Origin of the sequence: uncultured Phyllobacterium sp. (assembly GCF_902479695.1) — a bacterium.
In the GTDB taxonomy this organism is placed as follows: domain Bacteria; phylum Pseudomonadota; class Alphaproteobacteria; order Rhizobiales; family Rhizobiaceae; genus Phyllobacterium; species Phyllobacterium calauticae.
This window is the reverse complement of the sequence record NZ_CABSQF010000013.1, coordinates 49,215-65,993: the sequence shown is the minus strand read 5'-3', so window position 1 is coordinate 65,993 and position 16,779 is coordinate 49,215. Positions and strand designations below refer to the sequence as shown.

The 16,779-nt window shown below is 55.6% G+C and carries 16 protein-coding genes and 1 pseudogene; 6 read left to right on the top strand and 11 right to left on the bottom strand.

Annotated features, from left to right (window positions below):
• Positions 1–53: 53 nt before the first annotated feature.
• Together RDL77_RS10250 and RDL77_RS10245 are read left to right on the top strand one after the other, a co-directional pair.
• Positions 54–1,361 carry an aminotransferase class III-fold pyridoxal phosphate-dependent enzyme gene (locus tag RDL77_RS10250; RefSeq protein ID WP_288192742.1) on the top strand — a complete coding sequence of 436 codons (1,308 nt, stop codon included), beginning with the start codon at positions 54–56 and terminating at the stop codon, positions 1,359–1,361.
• A gap of 13 nt (positions 1,362–1,374) precedes the next feature.
• A complete protein-coding gene (locus tag RDL77_RS10245; protein ID WP_288192741.1) occupies positions 1,375–1,752 on the top strand; it encodes a nuclear transport factor 2 family protein in 378 nt (125 codons plus the stop codon).
• Positions 1,753–2,337: 585 nt separating this feature from the next.
• Here RDL77_RS10245 and RDL77_RS10240 read toward each other — a convergent pair.
• Positions 2,338–3,072 carry an alpha/beta fold hydrolase gene (locus RDL77_RS10240; protein ID WP_288192740.1) on the bottom strand — a complete coding sequence of 245 codons (735 nt, stop codon included), beginning with the start codon at positions 3,070–3,072 and terminating at the stop codon, positions 2,338–2,340.
• 103 nt (positions 3,073–3,175) lie between these two features.
• Between RDL77_RS10240 and RDL77_RS10235 the strand changes: the two genes are divergently transcribed.
• Positions 3,176–4,099 carry a LysR family transcriptional regulator gene (locus tag RDL77_RS10235; protein WP_288192739.1) on the top strand — a complete coding sequence of 308 codons (924 nt, stop codon included), beginning with the start codon at positions 3,176–3,178 and terminating at the stop codon, positions 4,097–4,099.
• Between the two features lie 545 nt (positions 4,100–4,644).
• Here RDL77_RS10235 and RDL77_RS10230 read toward each other — a convergent pair.
• Both RDL77_RS10230 and RDL77_RS10225 read right to left on the bottom strand, forming a co-directional pair.
• Complete coding sequence (locus RDL77_RS10230) at positions 4,645–5,328, bottom strand: O-methyltransferase (protein ID WP_288192738.1); 684 nt, start codon at positions 5,326–5,328, stop codon at positions 4,645–4,647.
• 441 nt (positions 5,329–5,769) lie between these two features.
• A complete protein-coding gene (locus tag RDL77_RS10225; protein WP_288192737.1) occupies positions 5,770–6,336 on the bottom strand; it encodes an NADPH-dependent FMN reductase in 567 nt (188 codons plus the stop codon).
• Between the two features lie 82 nt (positions 6,337–6,418).
• On the opposite strand from RDL77_RS10225, the gene RDL77_RS10220 reads away from it, so the two are divergent.
• Positions 6,419–6,880 (top strand): MarR family winged helix-turn-helix transcriptional regulator, encoded by a 462-nt coding sequence (locus RDL77_RS10220; RefSeq protein ID WP_288192736.1) that lies wholly within the window; start codon positions 6,419–6,421, stop codon positions 6,878–6,880.
• A gap of 112 nt (positions 6,881–6,992) precedes the next feature.
• Here the strand turns inward: RDL77_RS10220 and RDL77_RS10215 are convergent.
• Both RDL77_RS10215 and RDL77_RS10210 read right to left on the bottom strand, forming a co-directional pair.
• Positions 6,993–7,098: pseudogene (locus RDL77_RS10215) on the bottom strand (transposase); the annotation flags it as partial.
• Between the two features lie 303 nt (positions 7,099–7,401).
• The gene (locus tag RDL77_RS10210; RefSeq protein WP_288192735.1) at positions 7,402–8,877 is read right to left on the bottom strand and encodes an amidase; all 1,476 of its coding nucleotides are present in this window, start codon (positions 8,875–8,877) and stop codon (positions 7,402–7,404) included.
• 104 nt (positions 8,878–8,981) lie between these two features.
• Here RDL77_RS10210 and RDL77_RS10205 point away from each other — a divergent pair, with 104 nt between their 5' ends.
• The gene (locus RDL77_RS10205; protein ID WP_288192734.1) at positions 8,982–9,533 is read left to right on the top strand and encodes a TetR/AcrR family transcriptional regulator; all 552 of its coding nucleotides are present in this window, start codon (positions 8,982–8,984) and stop codon (positions 9,531–9,533) included.
• 590 nt (positions 9,534–10,123) lie between these two features.
• Here RDL77_RS10205 and RDL77_RS10200 read toward each other — a convergent pair.
• The 6 genes from RDL77_RS10200 to RDL77_RS10175 form a co-directional block, all read right to left on the bottom strand.
• Positions 10,124–10,804, bottom strand: coding sequence for an ABC transporter permease (locus RDL77_RS10200; protein ID WP_288192733.1), 681 nt, complete (start codon positions 10,802–10,804; stop codon positions 10,124–10,126).
• A 3-nt stretch (positions 10,805–10,807) separates the two neighbouring features.
• On the bottom strand, positions 10,808–11,479 hold the full coding sequence (locus tag RDL77_RS10195; protein WP_288192732.1) for an ABC transporter permease subunit: 672 nt from the start codon (positions 11,477–11,479) through the stop codon (positions 10,808–10,810).
• The gene (locus tag RDL77_RS10190) at positions 11,472–12,842 is read right to left on the bottom strand and encodes a M20/M25/M40 family metallo-hydrolase (RefSeq protein WP_288192731.1); all 1,371 of its coding nucleotides are present in this window, start codon (positions 12,840–12,842) and stop codon (positions 11,472–11,474) included. The genes RDL77_RS10195 and RDL77_RS10190 overlap by 8 nt, the downstream gene beginning before the upstream one ends.
• 46 nt (positions 12,843–12,888) lie before the next feature.
• Positions 12,889–13,674: a transporter substrate-binding domain-containing protein gene (locus RDL77_RS10185; protein WP_288192730.1), complete on the bottom strand. Its 786-nt coding sequence runs from the start codon at positions 13,672–13,674 to the stop codon at positions 12,889–12,891.
• A gap of 79 nt (positions 13,675–13,753) precedes the next feature.
• The gene (locus RDL77_RS10180; protein ID WP_288192729.1) at positions 13,754–14,887 is read right to left on the bottom strand and encodes an aminotransferase; all 1,134 of its coding nucleotides are present in this window, start codon (positions 14,885–14,887) and stop codon (positions 13,754–13,756) included.
• Positions 14,888–14,917: 30 nt separating this feature from the next.
• Complete coding sequence (locus tag RDL77_RS10175) at positions 14,918–15,859, bottom strand: ornithine cyclodeaminase family protein (protein WP_288192728.1); 942 nt, start codon at positions 15,857–15,859, stop codon at positions 14,918–14,920.
• A 121-nt stretch (positions 15,860–15,980) separates the two neighbouring features.
• Here RDL77_RS10175 and RDL77_RS10170 point away from each other — a divergent pair, with 121 nt between their 5' ends.
• Positions 15,981–16,547, top strand: a complete 567-nt coding sequence (locus RDL77_RS10170; RefSeq protein ID WP_288192727.1) for an XRE family transcriptional regulator — start codon at positions 15,981–15,983, stop codon at positions 16,545–16,547.
• Positions 16,548–16,779: the final 232 nt, after the last annotated feature.

The window sequence follows — 16,779 nt, the reverse complement described above, 5'->3', positions numbered from 1 at the left end:
CGCCAGCATTCCCCGAAAAGCCCAATCAAACGCTCAAATCCAAGGAGGCTCGTATGAGCAGACTTCTGCAAACTGGACTCAATGCGGGCAAGGACCCGCTCATCAAAGTGATCGATGGAGAAGGTGTCTATTTCGTTCTGGCGGACGGTCGCCGACTGATCGACGGAAGCAATACCGGCGGCCCGCTCGGCCACAAGCATCCCGTTATGGTGGAGGCAATGAAGAAGGCAGCTTCGAACCCGGTCATCAACGAAGGTTGGTTCTGGGCTGAACGTGAGGCCGCTGCCGAGGATCTGATCGATATCGCCTTCGGCGAAGAGAAAAGCTGGGTTGGGGCCGTCCGTTTTTTCCTCAGTGGCAGTGAGGCCAACGATTTGGCACTGACCTTCTCCCAGGCTCTTACGGGTCGCACGGAACTCGCGACGCGCGAGCGGGCGTATCACGGTATGGCTGGTCTGGCACGCCAGATGACGGTGCAGCCGCACTGGCATGGGGGCCTCGCCATTCAAGGCGGTGGCAGCAAGCCAGTTCCACCACAGGTCCCGGTCCGGATCCTTCCGGCTCCTGCCAATGCCAAATATGGCGGCCTCCCCGACAATCGGCCTCTGGTTGAACGAATGGCAGGTACACAGGAGACACTGTCTTCTGTCGCGGCAACGATCATAGATTACACGCAGGGCGGCATCTATTACGATTCCGAATACCAGGATTATGTTGCCAACGCCGCCCGAAAAGCTGGGTCTCTGTGGATCGCCGATGAAGTTGTAACGGGCCTGGGTCGCAGTGGTCGCTGGTTCGCGTTTCAAGGTGGTGAAACCCGTCCTGACATCGTGACGCTCGGCAAATGTCTGGCTGGCGGATCAGCCCCAGCTGGCGCCGTTGTGATGTCGAAAGACATTGTAGAGCAGATGAAGGGCAAGAGCTGGCAGACCTACAGCACCTTTCGCGCGCATCCAAGCGCGGTAGCCGCCGTACGCGCCTACTTATCTGTAATGGCGGACGGGCAAATCATTCGCCGCGTCAAGACGTTGGAGACCCGGATGCAACAACGGCTCATCGAGATCGCTCGCAAGCACCCGAGCGTTGCCCGTGTGGATGGCTTCGGTCTGCACTGGACCATTGAGTTGCATGGCCCTGATTGGCGCCAGTGGTACGCCGATACGACCGACGCGCCGATTGCGTCGCGTGTTGCCGCCCGCGCAATGGTGGCCGGCGCAGTTATTGGCACCAGCGGCGAACAGACTTCGCTGTTCCTCGCCCCTTCGTTCATCATTTCGGACGACGAACTGGAGACACTAATCTCTGCACTGGATCATGGCCTCGATCTTGCCGACGCCGAGTTCGAGCGTGGTGCTGCCTAAAGGAGGACGGAACATGGACACGACGAATGCAGTAACAAAAGCCGTCCGGGAAGCGGCTCAGATATACTTGGACGCACTATTTCTGGGAGACATCCAAGGGTTTCGCTCCGTCTTCCATCCTCAGGCACACCTATATTCGGCGACTGAAGGAAACCTAATTCAACTGACGGTCGATGCATACATGGATATCGTCGCGAACCGCCCATCTCCTAAAGAAAAGGGCGATCATCGCCAAGATGAGATCATATCCGTGTCTGTTGGTAGTCCAACAACCGCGCATGTTCGGGTCAAGGACGTCTACCTGCCCAAAAAATTTGTCGACGATCTCACGCTGGTACAGATCGACGGCAAATGGCAAATCGTTTCGAAGGTCTGGCACTTTGATCTGTGATTTAGGATAATCAAGCTCAGGCAAAAGATTACTGCAGCGTAGCGTTTTTCCAGTCGCTTGATGAAACTCTTTTGCACTCTACAGTGCGGCGATGAGACATCACCGCAGAGGGTCAAATGCAACGCTGGCTGGACAAACTTACTGATCTTGCCGCTGTCCCTGGCATGAGTATCTCGTAAAACAAGGACTGGAGGCGGTTATCGCGAAAACCGGCTTCAGCGGATACGCCTATCTTAACCCGTTTGAATTGCTGCCCGAGGCGCAGCATCGGTTCGAGGAAAATGGTGAGTGGCAATGTAGCTCCGTTCACGAGGCCTCGATTTTGTGGTCAAATATTTCATTTGTCAAAAACAGGAATGAAAGCGGCCAATCGAATGACGGCTTTGCGCCCGCATTACGGCCGTTAGACATGACGGAACTGCTTCCCGAAAGCAGACACATATTTCCGATGCGAACGGGATACCCCGAGCCGCAAAAAATCTATCACGGGGAGCTACGATCTCTGACGGACCATGACGTGGAAAACCGCTTGCAACCCTGAAAGCGACACGAAGGTTGTCCATCTTATAACCGAGGTGAAGACAACTAGTTTACCGACTTCACGGCCTGGAGAATGACGTCCGCGGTTTCTTTCGGGTGAGACATGTAGACCATGTGGCTCGACTTGATGTCCGTAGCTTTGGTTCCTGCCCGCTTGTACATCCAACGGAGCAACTCTGGAGGAATGACCCGGTCCTCGGTCGTTACGATGCCGAATGTCGGTTTCTCATGCCATGCCGCCTGGTGGAACCTTACCTGATACGTCGCCACGGTCATCGGCTTCGAGGATGCTGACATGAAGTCAGTTACATCTTCGGGAAGATCCGCAGCGATCGTGTCGCGATAGGTAGTCGGGCTGGGAACGAAGGTGTGAGCGTCCAGCATCTCCATGTTGATCTTCATCGGGTACAGCTGGGAAAGCTCGGTCAGGTTCTCGCCCTCATCGGGCTCCAGGGCGGCCACGTATACCAGCGCTTTTACCACCTCTTCGGTTCCTGCCTCCGTGATCACCGCTCCGCCGTAGCTGTGACCAACGAGCACTGTAGGACCCTTCTGCTGCTTGAGGATGAGCCGGGTGGCAGCGATGTCATCCGCCAGACTGGTGTGCGGCAGCTGGACGACGCTCACTTTCAAGCCCTTCGCCCGCAGGATGTCGTAAACCGGTCGCCACCCAGATGCGTCCATTGTCGCACCGTGGACCAGCACAACATTTGTGGCATCTGCAAAGGCGGGGACAGCCATCGATGTCCCAATAAGGGCGGCCAGCATCAGTTTCTTCATTGTCTCACACCTCTTAATTCAATTTGGTGACTCGAATATAGCGAACTGGCAGCTTATCTATTAGATAGTGTATTTCGCACACCTCTATCGATGAGTTAGATAAATGGATCGCCTAGTGCTTCGTGACCTTGCTGTCTTCGAGACCGTAGCAAGACACCAGAGTTTTACGGCTGCCGCAGCCGAGCTTGGAATTTCTCAGTCGTCTCTCAGCTATGCGGTGAGCCAGCTTGAGCAACGTGTCGGCGTAACGCTGCTTGCCAGGACGACACGCACCGTCGCGCCGACGGAGGCGGGAAGGCAACTTCTCGGCACGCTCGTGCCAGCTCTTCGGGACATCGGCGATGAATTGGCCAACCTGCAGGAGATGCGTTCGATTGTTTCAGGAGCTGTTCGGTTGACGATGGTTCCTGTCGCCTACGAGACCATTTTGCGTCCGTCGCTTACGTCATTTCGCGAGAAATATCCGAACGTGTCGATTGAGGTGTCGATCGACGAGGGGTTCAGCGACGTCGTAGCCAAAGGATTCGATGGAGGTATCAGGTTTGGCAACCTGGTCGATAAGGATATGATCGCAGTGCCTCTCACGCGATCCGCACCTGTTGTGATCGTGGGCTCCCCGGAATATCTCCAAAATCACGGCCCGGTTCCCACACATCCCGATGACCTCTCGGCGCATGTCTGCATCGGATATCGCTTCGTTAGTTCGACGCGGCTCTATCGCTGGCCGTTGTCGAAAAAGGGCAAGACCGTCGAGTTCAAAACAAACGGCCATCTGGTGTTCAACGATGGGGAGGCGATACGCTCCGCGGCTCTCGACGGCTTGGGGCTCGCCTACCTATTCGAGGTTCAGGTTCGCGAGGATATCAAGTCTGGGCGACTCGTCTCTGTCTTGTCCGACTGGCTTCCGGATTTACCGGGTTTTAGCCTTTACTATCCGGACCGGACCAGGACGTCTCCAGCGTTCAGGGCATTGATCAATCACTTACAGCTGTTGCGCGCCGATAATAGAACCAATGAGCCATCTTGACGACCGAGCGTTCGGAGATGTGGCTCATTCCGATGAACAACTACTGCCCAAAAATCAGCGTCAACAGGCTTTGCGGATGCAGATCGTTCTGGCCATCGCGCCCCACTTCTCGCGGACTAGTCCTACAAATCAAGGTAGGTAACCCGCTTTCTCGATCGCGGGGCGCGCAGCCCAGGTTGATTGGGCGCATTTGCACTCTCATACTGACCACTGCATGCACGGCGGCTTTTCTCCGCCCTCTTCACTGGCATGAGCAACCGCTCATAATAAGAATCGGGCCAGCCAATATCCCGTAAAATATGATCGGGAAGGTCATTTACATGCTTCTTTGTGCCCGTCGTTTTCCGCAACACAACGACAGTTCTGAACCATTGCTGAACTCTAGCTGCAACTGCAAAACTCATCTTAGTCATAGCTTCTACCATTTTACGTGCGGATACATCTCGTTACGTATCCGCACACCTTTTTTGTTACTCAATTGTTGACGTTGAACGACCTTCGATCAGGCCCGGCCTACTTCGCGAGCGACCGTAGCCGGCCAATGATTAGGTGCCGGCCTTATTGAGGCCCGCTGCGTTTAAGCGCAGCGATAACTCCACATCTGCCGCGAAAGGCACTGAGAGATAGCCGTGTTTAACAGATCGGACCCGTGCGACATATTCCGGGCTTGCGTCCGCATTGTCGGCAATTATCAGCGCGCCGAGCCGCAACCGTCCCTCTAAAAGGGACAGCACGGAAGGATAGAGATTTTTAGCGCCGTCCAAAAGCACGAGGTCGATCTGTTCTGGCAGATCACGCGCGAAAGTCTCCAGCGCGTCACCTTCCCGAATCTCGACCAAGTCGGACAGGCCGGCGGCCTCAATATTTTGACGAGCATGATCGACCTTCGAAGGCTCAAACTCGCTACCGATCAGGCGGCCGCCCCCGTTATCTCGCAGTGCCGAAGCAAGATGGATGGTCGATATCCCGAAAGATGTCCCGAACTCGATGATAGTATGGGCGCCGGTAGCGCGCGCAAGCATATAGAGAAGGACACCGGTTTCACGAGAGACCGCAAGTGGCTGCTCCTTGAGACGCTCATAGAAACGCCGATAGTCGGCTCGATCCGCGTTGCGGACTTCGGGCGGGACATCTGCCATCTGCCGATCATAGGCCTCCTCGATAGCATCGGCGTCCGCAAAGAGCCGGTTGATCAGGGAAGATATTGCGGGTGAGGTAAAGTTTATCATTGCACGCTCCGTAAGGTGGATGAACCCGGGCCAATCGGCGGTTCTATGCAATGCGTTGAGATATGACGATGTGTGGCGGCGAGAGGATGAGCCATCCCTGCCCCTGAGTCCCTCGGACCTACTTATTACCAGCACCGTTTGAACGGTAGTTGCTGGATTGAACGTCAAACCATCACCTAAGCGCAATTGCAGAGAGCCGACAGAGTCGGTCTCGGGCTTGCGCGTTGAGTGACGTTAACGCTTACGATCGCCAGTGGTGCGACAGCTAGCTTCTAGCATTGCAGACACCTCGACAGCAAGAGAAATTGGAGACGCTGCCCCATCTCGTCAGTCTGGGGGCTCTGCACCTGCCTTTAACAGCTATTGGCCACACGTCGGCTAACCGATAGCGTGTGACTGATATAAAGTTGGCCTCCGTCCCTTAACCAATGGACGAGGCTCTCAAAACTTAGAGTCCTGTAAAAAGCTATGGTCAATCTCAAGCTCAGCCTCCAGCTCCAGCAAAGCTTGCTTTACAGCGCCATCCTGATGATGGATGTCCGCAACCATATCCAGCGGTGCGCCCTCAATGGTTGATCGAGGAAGTGTGATACCAGGCATCGTCGCGATAATGCGCATCTTCAAGCCCTCGGCAATCTGTTTGAGCTGGGCCGCGCATTTTCCGCCACCGTGACCACCATAGGTGATGATTACCAGAGGCTTGTTGCGCCACTCGGAATATAGATGATCGATCGCATTCTTGAGTACGCCAGGATAACCCCAATTATATTGAGGCGCTACAAACGCGACTGCGTCGGCGCTGGCAATCTTCTTACTCCAAGCCCTCGTGGACACTTGTTGATAGGCATCGGCTGCCGGAATGTCCGGTTCGTCATTCATTGGCAATGGCCAGTCAATCAAATCGACTAGTTCGAAATCGAGGTTGGTTTCGGCACGTGCAATTTCGATCACCCAAGCTGCAATCTGAGGACAAAGCCGGTTGGCTCGAACGCTACCCATGATTACCAAGATGTTTGGTCTGCGCTTCTGTTCGGATGTATATGTGTGTATCATGCACAGAACATAACAACAGTATGGAGGCTTGTAAAGCGTGCACGATACACATAATTCCGATGCGCTGGCTGCAGCCCTGATCGATCTGGTAGGCATCCTGAATAGTCCACGTCAAGATGATGTGCTGTTAAAAGAAGCCGGCGTATCGCTCGACCGGGCGTTGTTTCCATTGCTGGTTCGTATTGGAACAGCTGGCTCTATCGGCGTCGTTGAGCTTGCCGAACAGGTGGGTCGCGATCATTCGACGATCAGTAGGCAACTTGCAAAATTGGAAATGTTGGGACTAGTCGATCGCCAGACAGCAAGGGGAGATCAGCGTATCAATCAAGCCATCATCACAGAGAACGGCAGTCAGAAGGTGCTCGCTATTGTGCAGGCGCGACGAAAGCTGCTTGACGCATTGCTGTCGGACTGGAGTTCAGACGAACGCGAAGCCATTGCACGGCTTAACCGGAAGCTTGCCGATGTGATGAAGGCCGCGAGGAGCGCTAAAGCCTAGAGAGAAAATGATCCTGCCTGCGGCCCGCAAAATCACCTCTTCGGTAACGTCTATGCGTGTTGATCTCCACGCGGAACTGAGCCGCCACCGCCCTCAGCCAACATCAACAGCATACCTCCTTGTTAAGACGTTCCAAATGGGCTCGTGATGTGCAATTTAGCGCGATGTTGTGATGGGAACGTCATGTAGGCAAGCAAATCCTGTTCCGACTCATCCATGAAATCTCCAACCGTAGCATCTGGCACGGGTGAAGCCCACGGCGTTCAAAGAAAGAAATGCTCGGGAGCAATGCTGTGGGCATCAGCCGTCGTGAGGGGAGACTATTTCCGGCTTGCCAACGAGCAAAACATCGATTGCCAGACGCTTGCTCGCTCATTATCAGCACATTGCAATTACGGGGAACGATCTTATGATTGAATCCACACAAAATGGCTTGATTAAGCCGTCGGTAGAATGCAACGGCGTGTCAGATATTATCGAGCAACACCACTTCGGTACTCACTCAATGGCTTTCTGGCTGATTATGTAAAACCAACTTCTGCACCCAACCTGCCAGCCCAAAACCTCGGTTGTCTTCCTATCCAAGGCAAAGCACGCTCCAGCTGACCTGCGAGACTAAAAAGCAGAGGTTCTTGACCAAAGCCTGCGGTAAATTGCGATCCTACCGGCATGCCGGTTGCGGCATCAACAGATAGGGGCACTGACATCGCAGGTATACCGGCAACATTCGCCGCAGCGGTGAAGGGTGAATAACTGAATACCCGCTCCACCCACTCCAGTCCATCCAGATGGTCTTGGCCGCTATTGTATTCGCCAATCAGAGGCGGCAGGTTCGGCAAGGTTGGAGTTAACAGCACGTCATATTGCTCAAAAAAAGCCCCGAGGACGCGTGTCACAGTGTTTCTCGTATCGAGTGCCTGGAGCATGTTAAGGCCTGTTATCTCTCGTCCGTAAGCATAAATGGCAGATGTTGCCGGCTCAAGCACGTCTCGGTCAGGCTTTCTGCCGGTCAATCTCGCCACCAAATCGATCCAGGCAGCTGTATTTACCCCCCAGAACTGAGCGTTGGCATGAACGAAAGCTTCCCACGAAACTCCGAGATCCAGCTGAACCTCCTCCACGTCGTGACCGAGATTCTCACAAAGCTTCGCGATTAGGCAAAGCTGATCTGCCACCGCCCGCGACGTTTGTTGGCCGTTAAGCGGATGAAGCATAAATCCAATCCTGAGCGGGTGCGGATCGGCGTCCAACGTTGAAAGGAAGGTGTTTTCTGGTGATGGAATATAATATGGCTCACCTATACCACCCCCATGGACAGCATCCAGAAGCGCTGCGCTGTCTCTGACTGTCCTGCTGACACCGAACTGTACTGCGAGCCCGCTCCAAACCTCGTCAACAAAAGGACCGTTGGAAACCCTTCCCCGGGTCGGCTTCAAGCCGAATAAACCATTTACCGCAGCAGGCACACGAATACTGCCACCGCCATCAGTCGCATGGGCAAGAGGAACAATCCCAGACGCTACCGCTGCCCCTGAACCTCCACTTGAACCGCCCGCACTACGGCTGATGTTCCACGGATTTCGCGTCGGACCAGTGGTAACACTTTCAGTGGTCGTGCTGATGGCAAATTCAGGTGTTGATGTTCTTCCAATAGGTATCAGTCCACTTTGCCGAAACCGCTTCATCAGGTTCGAATCCGCCAGTGCAACCATGCCGGCGGCGATACGGCTGCCAAGCTCACTTGCACGCCCGGCTCGTGTTGCACCTAGATCCTTGATCAAAAACGGTACGCTTGGAAAAGCAGCGTTTTTTGCCCGCTCAGATTGCGGCATGATCACCTCGTCCGGCCAAATCCCTACAACAGCATTTAAGTCTGGGTTGACTAAGTTATACGCCTCCAAAGCCGCAGCCATAACTTCATGCGCTGCCACATCCCGATTTTCAATCAGCTTCGCAAGCCCCAGAGCGTCCTGGGCTGTATAGTCGTGAAGATTCATGCTTGCTTCCTCTCTTCAATGAACTACATTCGTAGGAATGATACTGCGCAGTATCAATGATACCATTGAGTATCATTGTCAAGATTGATTGTTTGAGGGATCAGATGTCTTCGCTAAAAGAACGCGTTACAGCAGCCGCTTACAAACTGTTTGATGAGAATGGCATCCAGCATGTGACAATGGACGCCATCGCAGTTGAGGCGAAGACGACAAAAATGGGCATCTACAGGCATTATGATTCACGCGATGCCCTCATCCAGGATTGGTTGACGGTAACCATTAATCGCTATTGCCATGCGCTGAACGAAATTGAACGAGTACACCACGATGACCCACGCGCGCAGCTTATGGCATTGGCCGAGTTTATTTCGCGGGGTCTGGAGGCAATATCGCACCGGGGCTGCCCGTTTGTGAATACAATTGCCGAGATCGAAGACAGAGAAAGCCCTCTGCGCCAACAAATAGAGGCTCACAAGACGGCACAGGCCGGGCGCGTCTTACAGATGTGCCGCAAAGCCCACATTCCAAATCCGCAGCTCACGGCTGCGGAGATCACATTTCTGTTCGAAGGCGCTCAGGTTTCTGCTCAAAACGGGAGTATTCAACACATCGAACGCCACATCATGACGATTATGCGCAAAATCCTGGAACGATAAAATGTACGCGCGCAGGCCACCCCACGTATCATTCGGACTGCTGATAGGCGATTTTCCGCATGAGTGATGCGGAGATGCACGATAGTGTGTATCACCCGCGGACCTTTCAGGTTTTTACTGCATAACTCATCCGGCCTTGCCGCAAGCCGCGGGATTGGCAAACACCTTCATTAGATCCTAGCGCGACCGACGCAGGGTAGTGCAGTAGACTCTGCCATGTGCCTCCAAAATATCCGCTTCTGCAACACCTGTCTCTGACGCCTCTAGCGGCGGTGAACTAAGCAACATGTATATCACTGTAGAAGCGTGAGGCATCAGGAACTGGAGGTCGAAACATAGCCTCAATGCGAACCTCGCCAGATTGCCGCAGCCCTCAGATCAAGACGAGGCGATACGGCCTGGCCGTGCTGCCCAAAGAGTTAGATACCGTGCATCCAAGAGACTCAGCGAGGAAAGGGATGGTCAGGCGTGATGTCACGGTCGAGCAGGATCAACCGCCCCCAATCTCCGTTAGCATTTGGGCCGCCTTGCCAAATATTCCTTTTTTAGCAGATGTTCAGTAACCAGCCGGGTGTGGCGCCCAACCAGACTTAACGCCCCGGAATAGCGACTTTTGTCTCGATAAAGCGGAAGATCCTTCCAAAGACTGCGCCCATAACGAGGTAGATAGTGCCGGCGATGAGGAAGGTTTCAAAAGGTGCGTAGGAGCGGGCGACGAAGACACGAGCTGCACCAGTCATTTCGAGCACCGTTACCGCACTTGCGAGCGTCGAGCCCTTCATCACCAGAACGAGTTCGTTTCCGATCGCAGGAAGAACCGAGCGATAGGCTTGGGGAAGGATGATTTTCGACAACAAGGCGGTCCTATGCAGGCCCAGCGCCCGTCCAGCTTCCCATTGCCCGGTCGGAAGCTGCCTGATCCCGCCAGCCAGAAGTTCCGCAGCGTAGGCGGCCGAGTTCAGACCGATAGCCAGAATTGCGCAGTAGACCGGACTGCGAAGGACAGGCCAAAGATAACTGTTCCTTACAAGTTCGATTTGCCCGAGACCGTAATAGATTATAAACAGTTGTACCAGCAGCGGACTTCCGCGAATGAGAAAGGTAAAGGTTGAAACGGGCACTCGGATTGCCTGCCGGGCCGACGTCAGGCCGAGTGCCAACGGCAACGCGAGAATCTGTCCCAGCGCAAAGCTGGCGATCGTGATCGCCACGGTCAGCAAGAGTCCGTTCTTGACTGCGAGAAAGGCTGGAAGAAAAAGGTCTAGTGACATGCGTCACCTCATATGCGGTGTGAGGCGCGCTTCGTAAGCCTTCAGAAGAAGGGTCGAGACGCCGGTGATCATTACGTAAAGCGCTGCTGCCGCGAGGTAGAACGCTAAAGGCTGATGAGTTGCTCCGGCTCCCACGACAGACTTGCGCATGAGTTCTTCAAGGCCGACGACAGAAACAAGCGCACTCTCCTTCAGCACGACGAGCCACTGGTTCCCAAGCCCCGGCAAAGCACGCAACATCATTTGCGGCAGAATGATCATCAAAAACGCACGCGGGCGGCGAAAGCCCAGAGACAGCGCGCCTTCCCATTGCCCTTGCGCGACGCTCAAAAGCGCACCGCGCAGAATTTCGGTCAGGTAAGCTGCGGCAACGATCGAGAGCGAGGCGATGCCCGCAGTCAATGCATTGACCTCGATGTAGCGGCCTGCAATTTTGGTCATGAAAACCGTGCCGCCGTAGAAGATCAGGAATATCACCAGAAGCTCCGGCAAACCGCGTATAAGGGCGACATATCCCATGATTGCGCGGCGTAAGAACGGCCCACCGTAGACCGCCAGAGGTGCAAGGACAGCCGCGATCAAAAATCCGATTACAAAGCTTGCTATGGCGACTGCCAATGTCATCCCAAGTCCATGAAGGAGCTGGTCCCGGTATTGATAAACCGCCTCAAACATCGCGTGATCCCTCCTTTGATGGGCGAAGGCGATCGCTCAGGCTCGCGAAAAACTGCTCCGAAAACCAGATCATGTTTTCAAGATGAGAGACGAGAATGTTTTCGTCCGGGGAGTGAAGCATTGCGCCGTGATGTGTCAGGCCTGCCCCAAATAGTGTGCAACCGAACTTGTTAACGAACGGATGGGCGAGACCCGATGCTGCAGAGCTTGGTTGGATGATGGCCGGGCGTCCGAACGCTTGCTGCAAAAGGTCCATCCCTAAGTCGATTGCGAAATGCAAGGAGGAGCTTCGGACGCCAAGGACTTCCGCATCGAGGATTTTGAGCGAAATATCGTCGAACCCGTTCAAGTCGAGATGCTGTCTCAACAATTCGGCGACCAGTAAAGGGTGCTGGCCTGGCGCAAGTCGGAAGTCCAGCTTGGCAACGCCCTCACACGGGAGCACTGTTTTTGAACCCTCCCCGCCGTAGCCACCGTGGAAGCTGTTGACGTTTACGCATGGCTCGAAATTGATGTGCTCGTAGAATGTATCCGCATCGACACCTGCGAGTAGACGTTCGCCGCCCGTTTCCTGCTGAAGGTCGACAAGCGGGAATGGCGGAACCGCCGCCAATTGCTTACTGCGGTCATCTGGTTCGACGACGTCGTCGTAAAAGCCCTTGATCAGAACACGTCCCTTGTCGTCTCGAAGTGAGGATACGGCTGTTGCCAGACGCCAAAGAGGGTTGTCAAAGATTGCCCCGAGGCTCGAATGAAGGTCAGCCTTTGCGGTTCGACAACCGAGCTCGATCGCTAGAATGCCCTTGAATCCCATCAGAATAATCGGGCGTCCAGTCTTGTCGACCTCGCCGAACTCCCACCAGCAGAGATCGGCCGTGGTTTCGGGAAACCTGCGTTCGAGGAAACGCGCGAGCGACGGGCTGCCAATTTCTTCTTCTCCGTCGACGATCCAGATGATTTTAAATGGAAGAGGTTCGACACATGACTTCCTAAAGGCACGCCAGCCTGCAAGACGGCTGACGAACTCGCCTTTGTCGTCGGCAGATCCGCGCCCATAAAGACGACCATCCCGCTCAGATAGAACGAACGGCGGTTCGGTCCAAAGATCGACGGGGTCCTCGGGCTGCACATCATAGTGGTTGTAGATAACCAGGGTGAACGGCCCCTCTCCCGTTTCGCCGACAACGAAAGGTCCCACGTCGCCGGGGTATTGGCCGGTATCGAAGCCCGCCTCCGAGAGAAGGGCTTCAACCTTGTCCGCGCAGGCTTCCAGGTCTTCAGCTCGAGCGCTGACGGATCGGATCGAAACGAGGTCTGCGAGATCTTGCTTAGCCGCGGCGAGGATTTCTGCTGCAATTTGCATGTGCACTCCTGAAGAAGGGAGGCGGCGTGCCGCCCCCCTGAAGACGTCACTTCTTGGACACATCGTAGCCGAAATATTTCTCGGCAATCGTTTTGATGGTTCCGTCCTTGAGCATGGCTTCTACCGCAGCGTCGATCTTTCCCTTGAGTTCGGCCTTGCCCTTGGCCATTGCGACCCCCTGGCCTTTTCCGAACTCAGCAAAGTCGGCGCCCGTCAGCAACGGTCCAGCGTAGACGAGCTTGTCAGCGCCACGATCCTTTACGAGAGGCGCCCAAGCGGAGCGCTCCATAAGACCCGCTTCGATGCGACCGGCAATGAGGTCGTCGGCGATCTGGTCAGGGCGCTCGTATGTGCGAACGTCCGCCTCCGGAAAATGCGCACGGATAACCTGCTCGTGTGTGGTTCCGCTCTGCACACCGATGGCGGCTGTCGCGAGCGCCTTGGGCAGATCAGCAGGCGTTTTGGCGGACGCAGCTTCGCTGCCGGGAGCGACGACGATCGAGTTCGGGGCATCGGCATAGGCCACTGAAAAGTCGACCTTCTGAGATCGCTCGTCGTTGATCGAGACACCTGAAATGACGACGTCGAACTTGCCGACCTGCAATCCCGGAAGAAGACCGTCATAGGCTTGGTTCTGCCATGCGCATGTCGCAGCGATGCGCTTGCAAATCTCGTCGCCGACGTCCTTGTCAAAGCCGACAATATTTCCAGCACCGTCCACGGATTCCCAGGGTGGGTAATCAGCGCTTGTGCCAATGCGGAGGTCGTCCGCCGATGCGGCGCTAGCCAGAAGAGCGGCACCAAGAGAGAGAATGACTGTCAATCGTTTCATGGATATTCCCCTTTTGTTAGAAACGTACTTCTCCTGCCGCCCTGGGAGAGGACGGTTGGAATTCTTGAATGGTTGAGGATCAAGCGGCCAACGAAGCGGCCTCCCTGAGGAACGCCGACACGCGTTTCAGGCCTTCGCGCAAAACAGCTTCGCCGTTCGTGTAGCCGATACGAAGGTACCCCTCCATATCCATCGCACTGCCTGGCGTAAACATGACCCCGGTCTTTTCCAGAAGGCGGATACAAAACTCTTCCGAGGAAATTGGCAGGTCGTATTTCAGGAGCGCGGTCGTGCCGGACTTCGGCTTGATCCACGAGATCAGCGGCTCGGCATCCACCCAGTCCGACAGGATCGCAAGGTTGGTACGGGTAATCTCGTGGCTGCGCTTAAGGATCTTGTCCTTATTCTCCAATGCGATCGCGGCGAAATGATCATCGAGCATGCCGACCGAGATCGTGTTGTAATCGCGGTGAACAGAGACCGCATGGATCAGTTCCACGGGCCCGGCGATCCAGCCGAGACGAAGGCCGGCCAGCGAGTAAGTCTTCGACATAGAGCCCGTGCTAATTCCCTTTTCGTAGAGGTCTGCGATGGACACCGTCATGCCGAGTTCGCCCTCCTGGTCCGTGCCGCGATAGACTTCATCGCAGAGTACCCATGCGCCGCATGCCCGAGCAATCTCGACTAGCTTCTCAAGATAGGCGCGGTCCATCAAGGAGCCGGTCGGGTTGTTCGGATTGTTGATGGCGATCAGCTTGGTGCCGGGCGTCGCAAGCGCCTTCAGTTCCTCGAGATCAGGCAGGAAGCCGGTCTTCTCGGTGAGCTTCAGGATCTGCGTGTCAGCGCCGATGCTCTCCGGGATCGAGTAGTGCTGCTGGTAGGTTGGCAGGACGGATATCACGCGGTCGCCTCGCTCTACCAGCGTCTGGTGAACAAGGGCGTTCGCGCCGATCGCACCATGGGTGGTGACGACATTCTCCATCTTCTGCGTTTCGTAGAGGCCAGCCACGAGGTTACGAAGGCGGACGCTGCCTTCGATCTCGCCATAGGTCTTTTTGAAGGGAAGGCGCTGCTGCGGGTTGTCGTTGCCACCCGCCATATCAAGCAGTTCGGCGACGGTCAGCGATTCGACACAGGTCTCTGCGAGGTTCAGCTCGCACTGCGTCTCATATTTATTCATCCAGATTTCGACGCCGAAATTGCGGATCTTCATGTCATTGTCCTCGTGTGTTCTGGTTTTTGTTCAGGCGCGAGCGGCTTCGAGCAGCGCGACGGCAGCGGCGATATCTTCAAGGCCGAGACCGATCGAGCGGAAAAAGGCGGGGCGCTCCCGGCTTGGCGCAGTCGCACGGCCGGAAAGCAGTTCGGGAAGGTCTCCCCGGATCGATTCCGCACTCCAGCTCCCTGCAGCCGCAGCAAGCTTCATCTCACCGGCCGATGCAGGCGTCATTGCCCGATAGTCGCAATAGACATCGAAACCCTGGAGAGCGGCTGGGTCGACTTCATGCGCGTTGGCGACGTTTGTGCTGATCGAGGTGACGACGGCGGCCTTCGACAATGACGCGACGTCGATCACTGGCTTGCCGGAAGACGTGCACAAAAGCACGACGTCAGCACCGCGCACCGCCTCGTTGACGTTTGCGTATTTCGTGATGGCGACGCCGTTCGTGGTCTTCTCAGGAATGACGGTACGGCCGGCGATGTTAGGCGACGCTATCCTAACCTGCTTCCATTCACGGATGCCTTCGGCATAACGGAGATGCGCGAGCGCGACCGGGCCGGTCCCTACGATCGTCAGGACGGAAGCATGCTTGGGTGCGAGAGCATCGGCAGCAACGATGGAAGTGGCGGCCGTCCGTTCTGTGGTGAGCTTCTTGGAATCGCAGAGCAGGACCGGGGTGCCCGTTTCCATCGAGATCAGCAGCGTCCAGGCGGTAACCAACGCCTTTCCGTCGCCCGCAATGTATGGGGAAAGCTTGGCACCGAAGACCTTTTCCTCAGCGAAGACGCCCAAGTACGTGATGAAGTCGCCAGCATCGCCCGGAAAGAGGCTGAGCGTCTGCGGCGGCTGTACGGCCTGACCTTCGGCGAGCGCACGAAACATGCGCTCGAGCGCGCCACGGATGTCGACCTTGGGAAGGAGTGCTGTAATCTGCGTTTCATCGAGTATGATCTGTCGCGTCATAAGAAGTCTCACCTTTCGATATGCGGGAAGCAGTGGACATGCGTCCCCGTTCACGCAAAAGGTTGGATGCGCGGTCGAATTCGCTGTTGAAACGTCTGCCCGTTAAGAGTAGAGAGAACCTATGAGCAATATATTGCACAGTCAAGAGCGCAGCGACGTGCTTTCTCACGTTTCGGGAAACCTGCGCCGCCTGAGGCAGGCTTCGGGTATGAGCCAGGTCGCACTGGCCGAGGCATCCGGCATCAGCCGCCGTATGATCATCGGCGTCGAGGCGGGAGATGCGAACATCAGCCTGTCGAGTCTCGACAAGCTCGGTGCAGCGATGGGTGTCACCTTCGTCGACCTTGTCAGAGATCCGGACCGTTCGTCGACCGACATAGACGAGGTAACCTGGCGCGGACGCGGCGAAAACAGCGTTGGCGTCCTGCTCGGCACCGCGCCTGCCGGGCAAGAGACACAGATGTGGCGATGGTCGTTGGACGCAGGGGAACGGTACGACGCCGAACCTGATCCCAAGGGGTGGCATGAGATGATCTTCGTCATCGATGGCGTGCTCACGCTTATCCGAAGCGGTGTGGAGACCAATCATCCGGCCGGATCGTTCCAGATTTACGGTTCCGCGCAGGAGTATTCCTACCTTAACAAGACCAATGAAACGGTGCGTTTTATTCGTAACGTGGTCGCGTAACGTTATCGGATGAAGCAGTCAGTTCATAAAAAAGAGGCCCGCATCGCTGCGCGCCGAGATGTGACACGAACAAAATCGGCACTAGGGGGAACTAGCCCACGCGGATGTCGAGAGGGAAGCGGACGGCGAATGTGACGCCAAGCCGTATTTCAACGAAATGACCGACCGGTCCTTTGACCGCCTTGATGAGATTCGAACCGCAATTCTTCCCATCTCGCCGTTCAAACGCCAT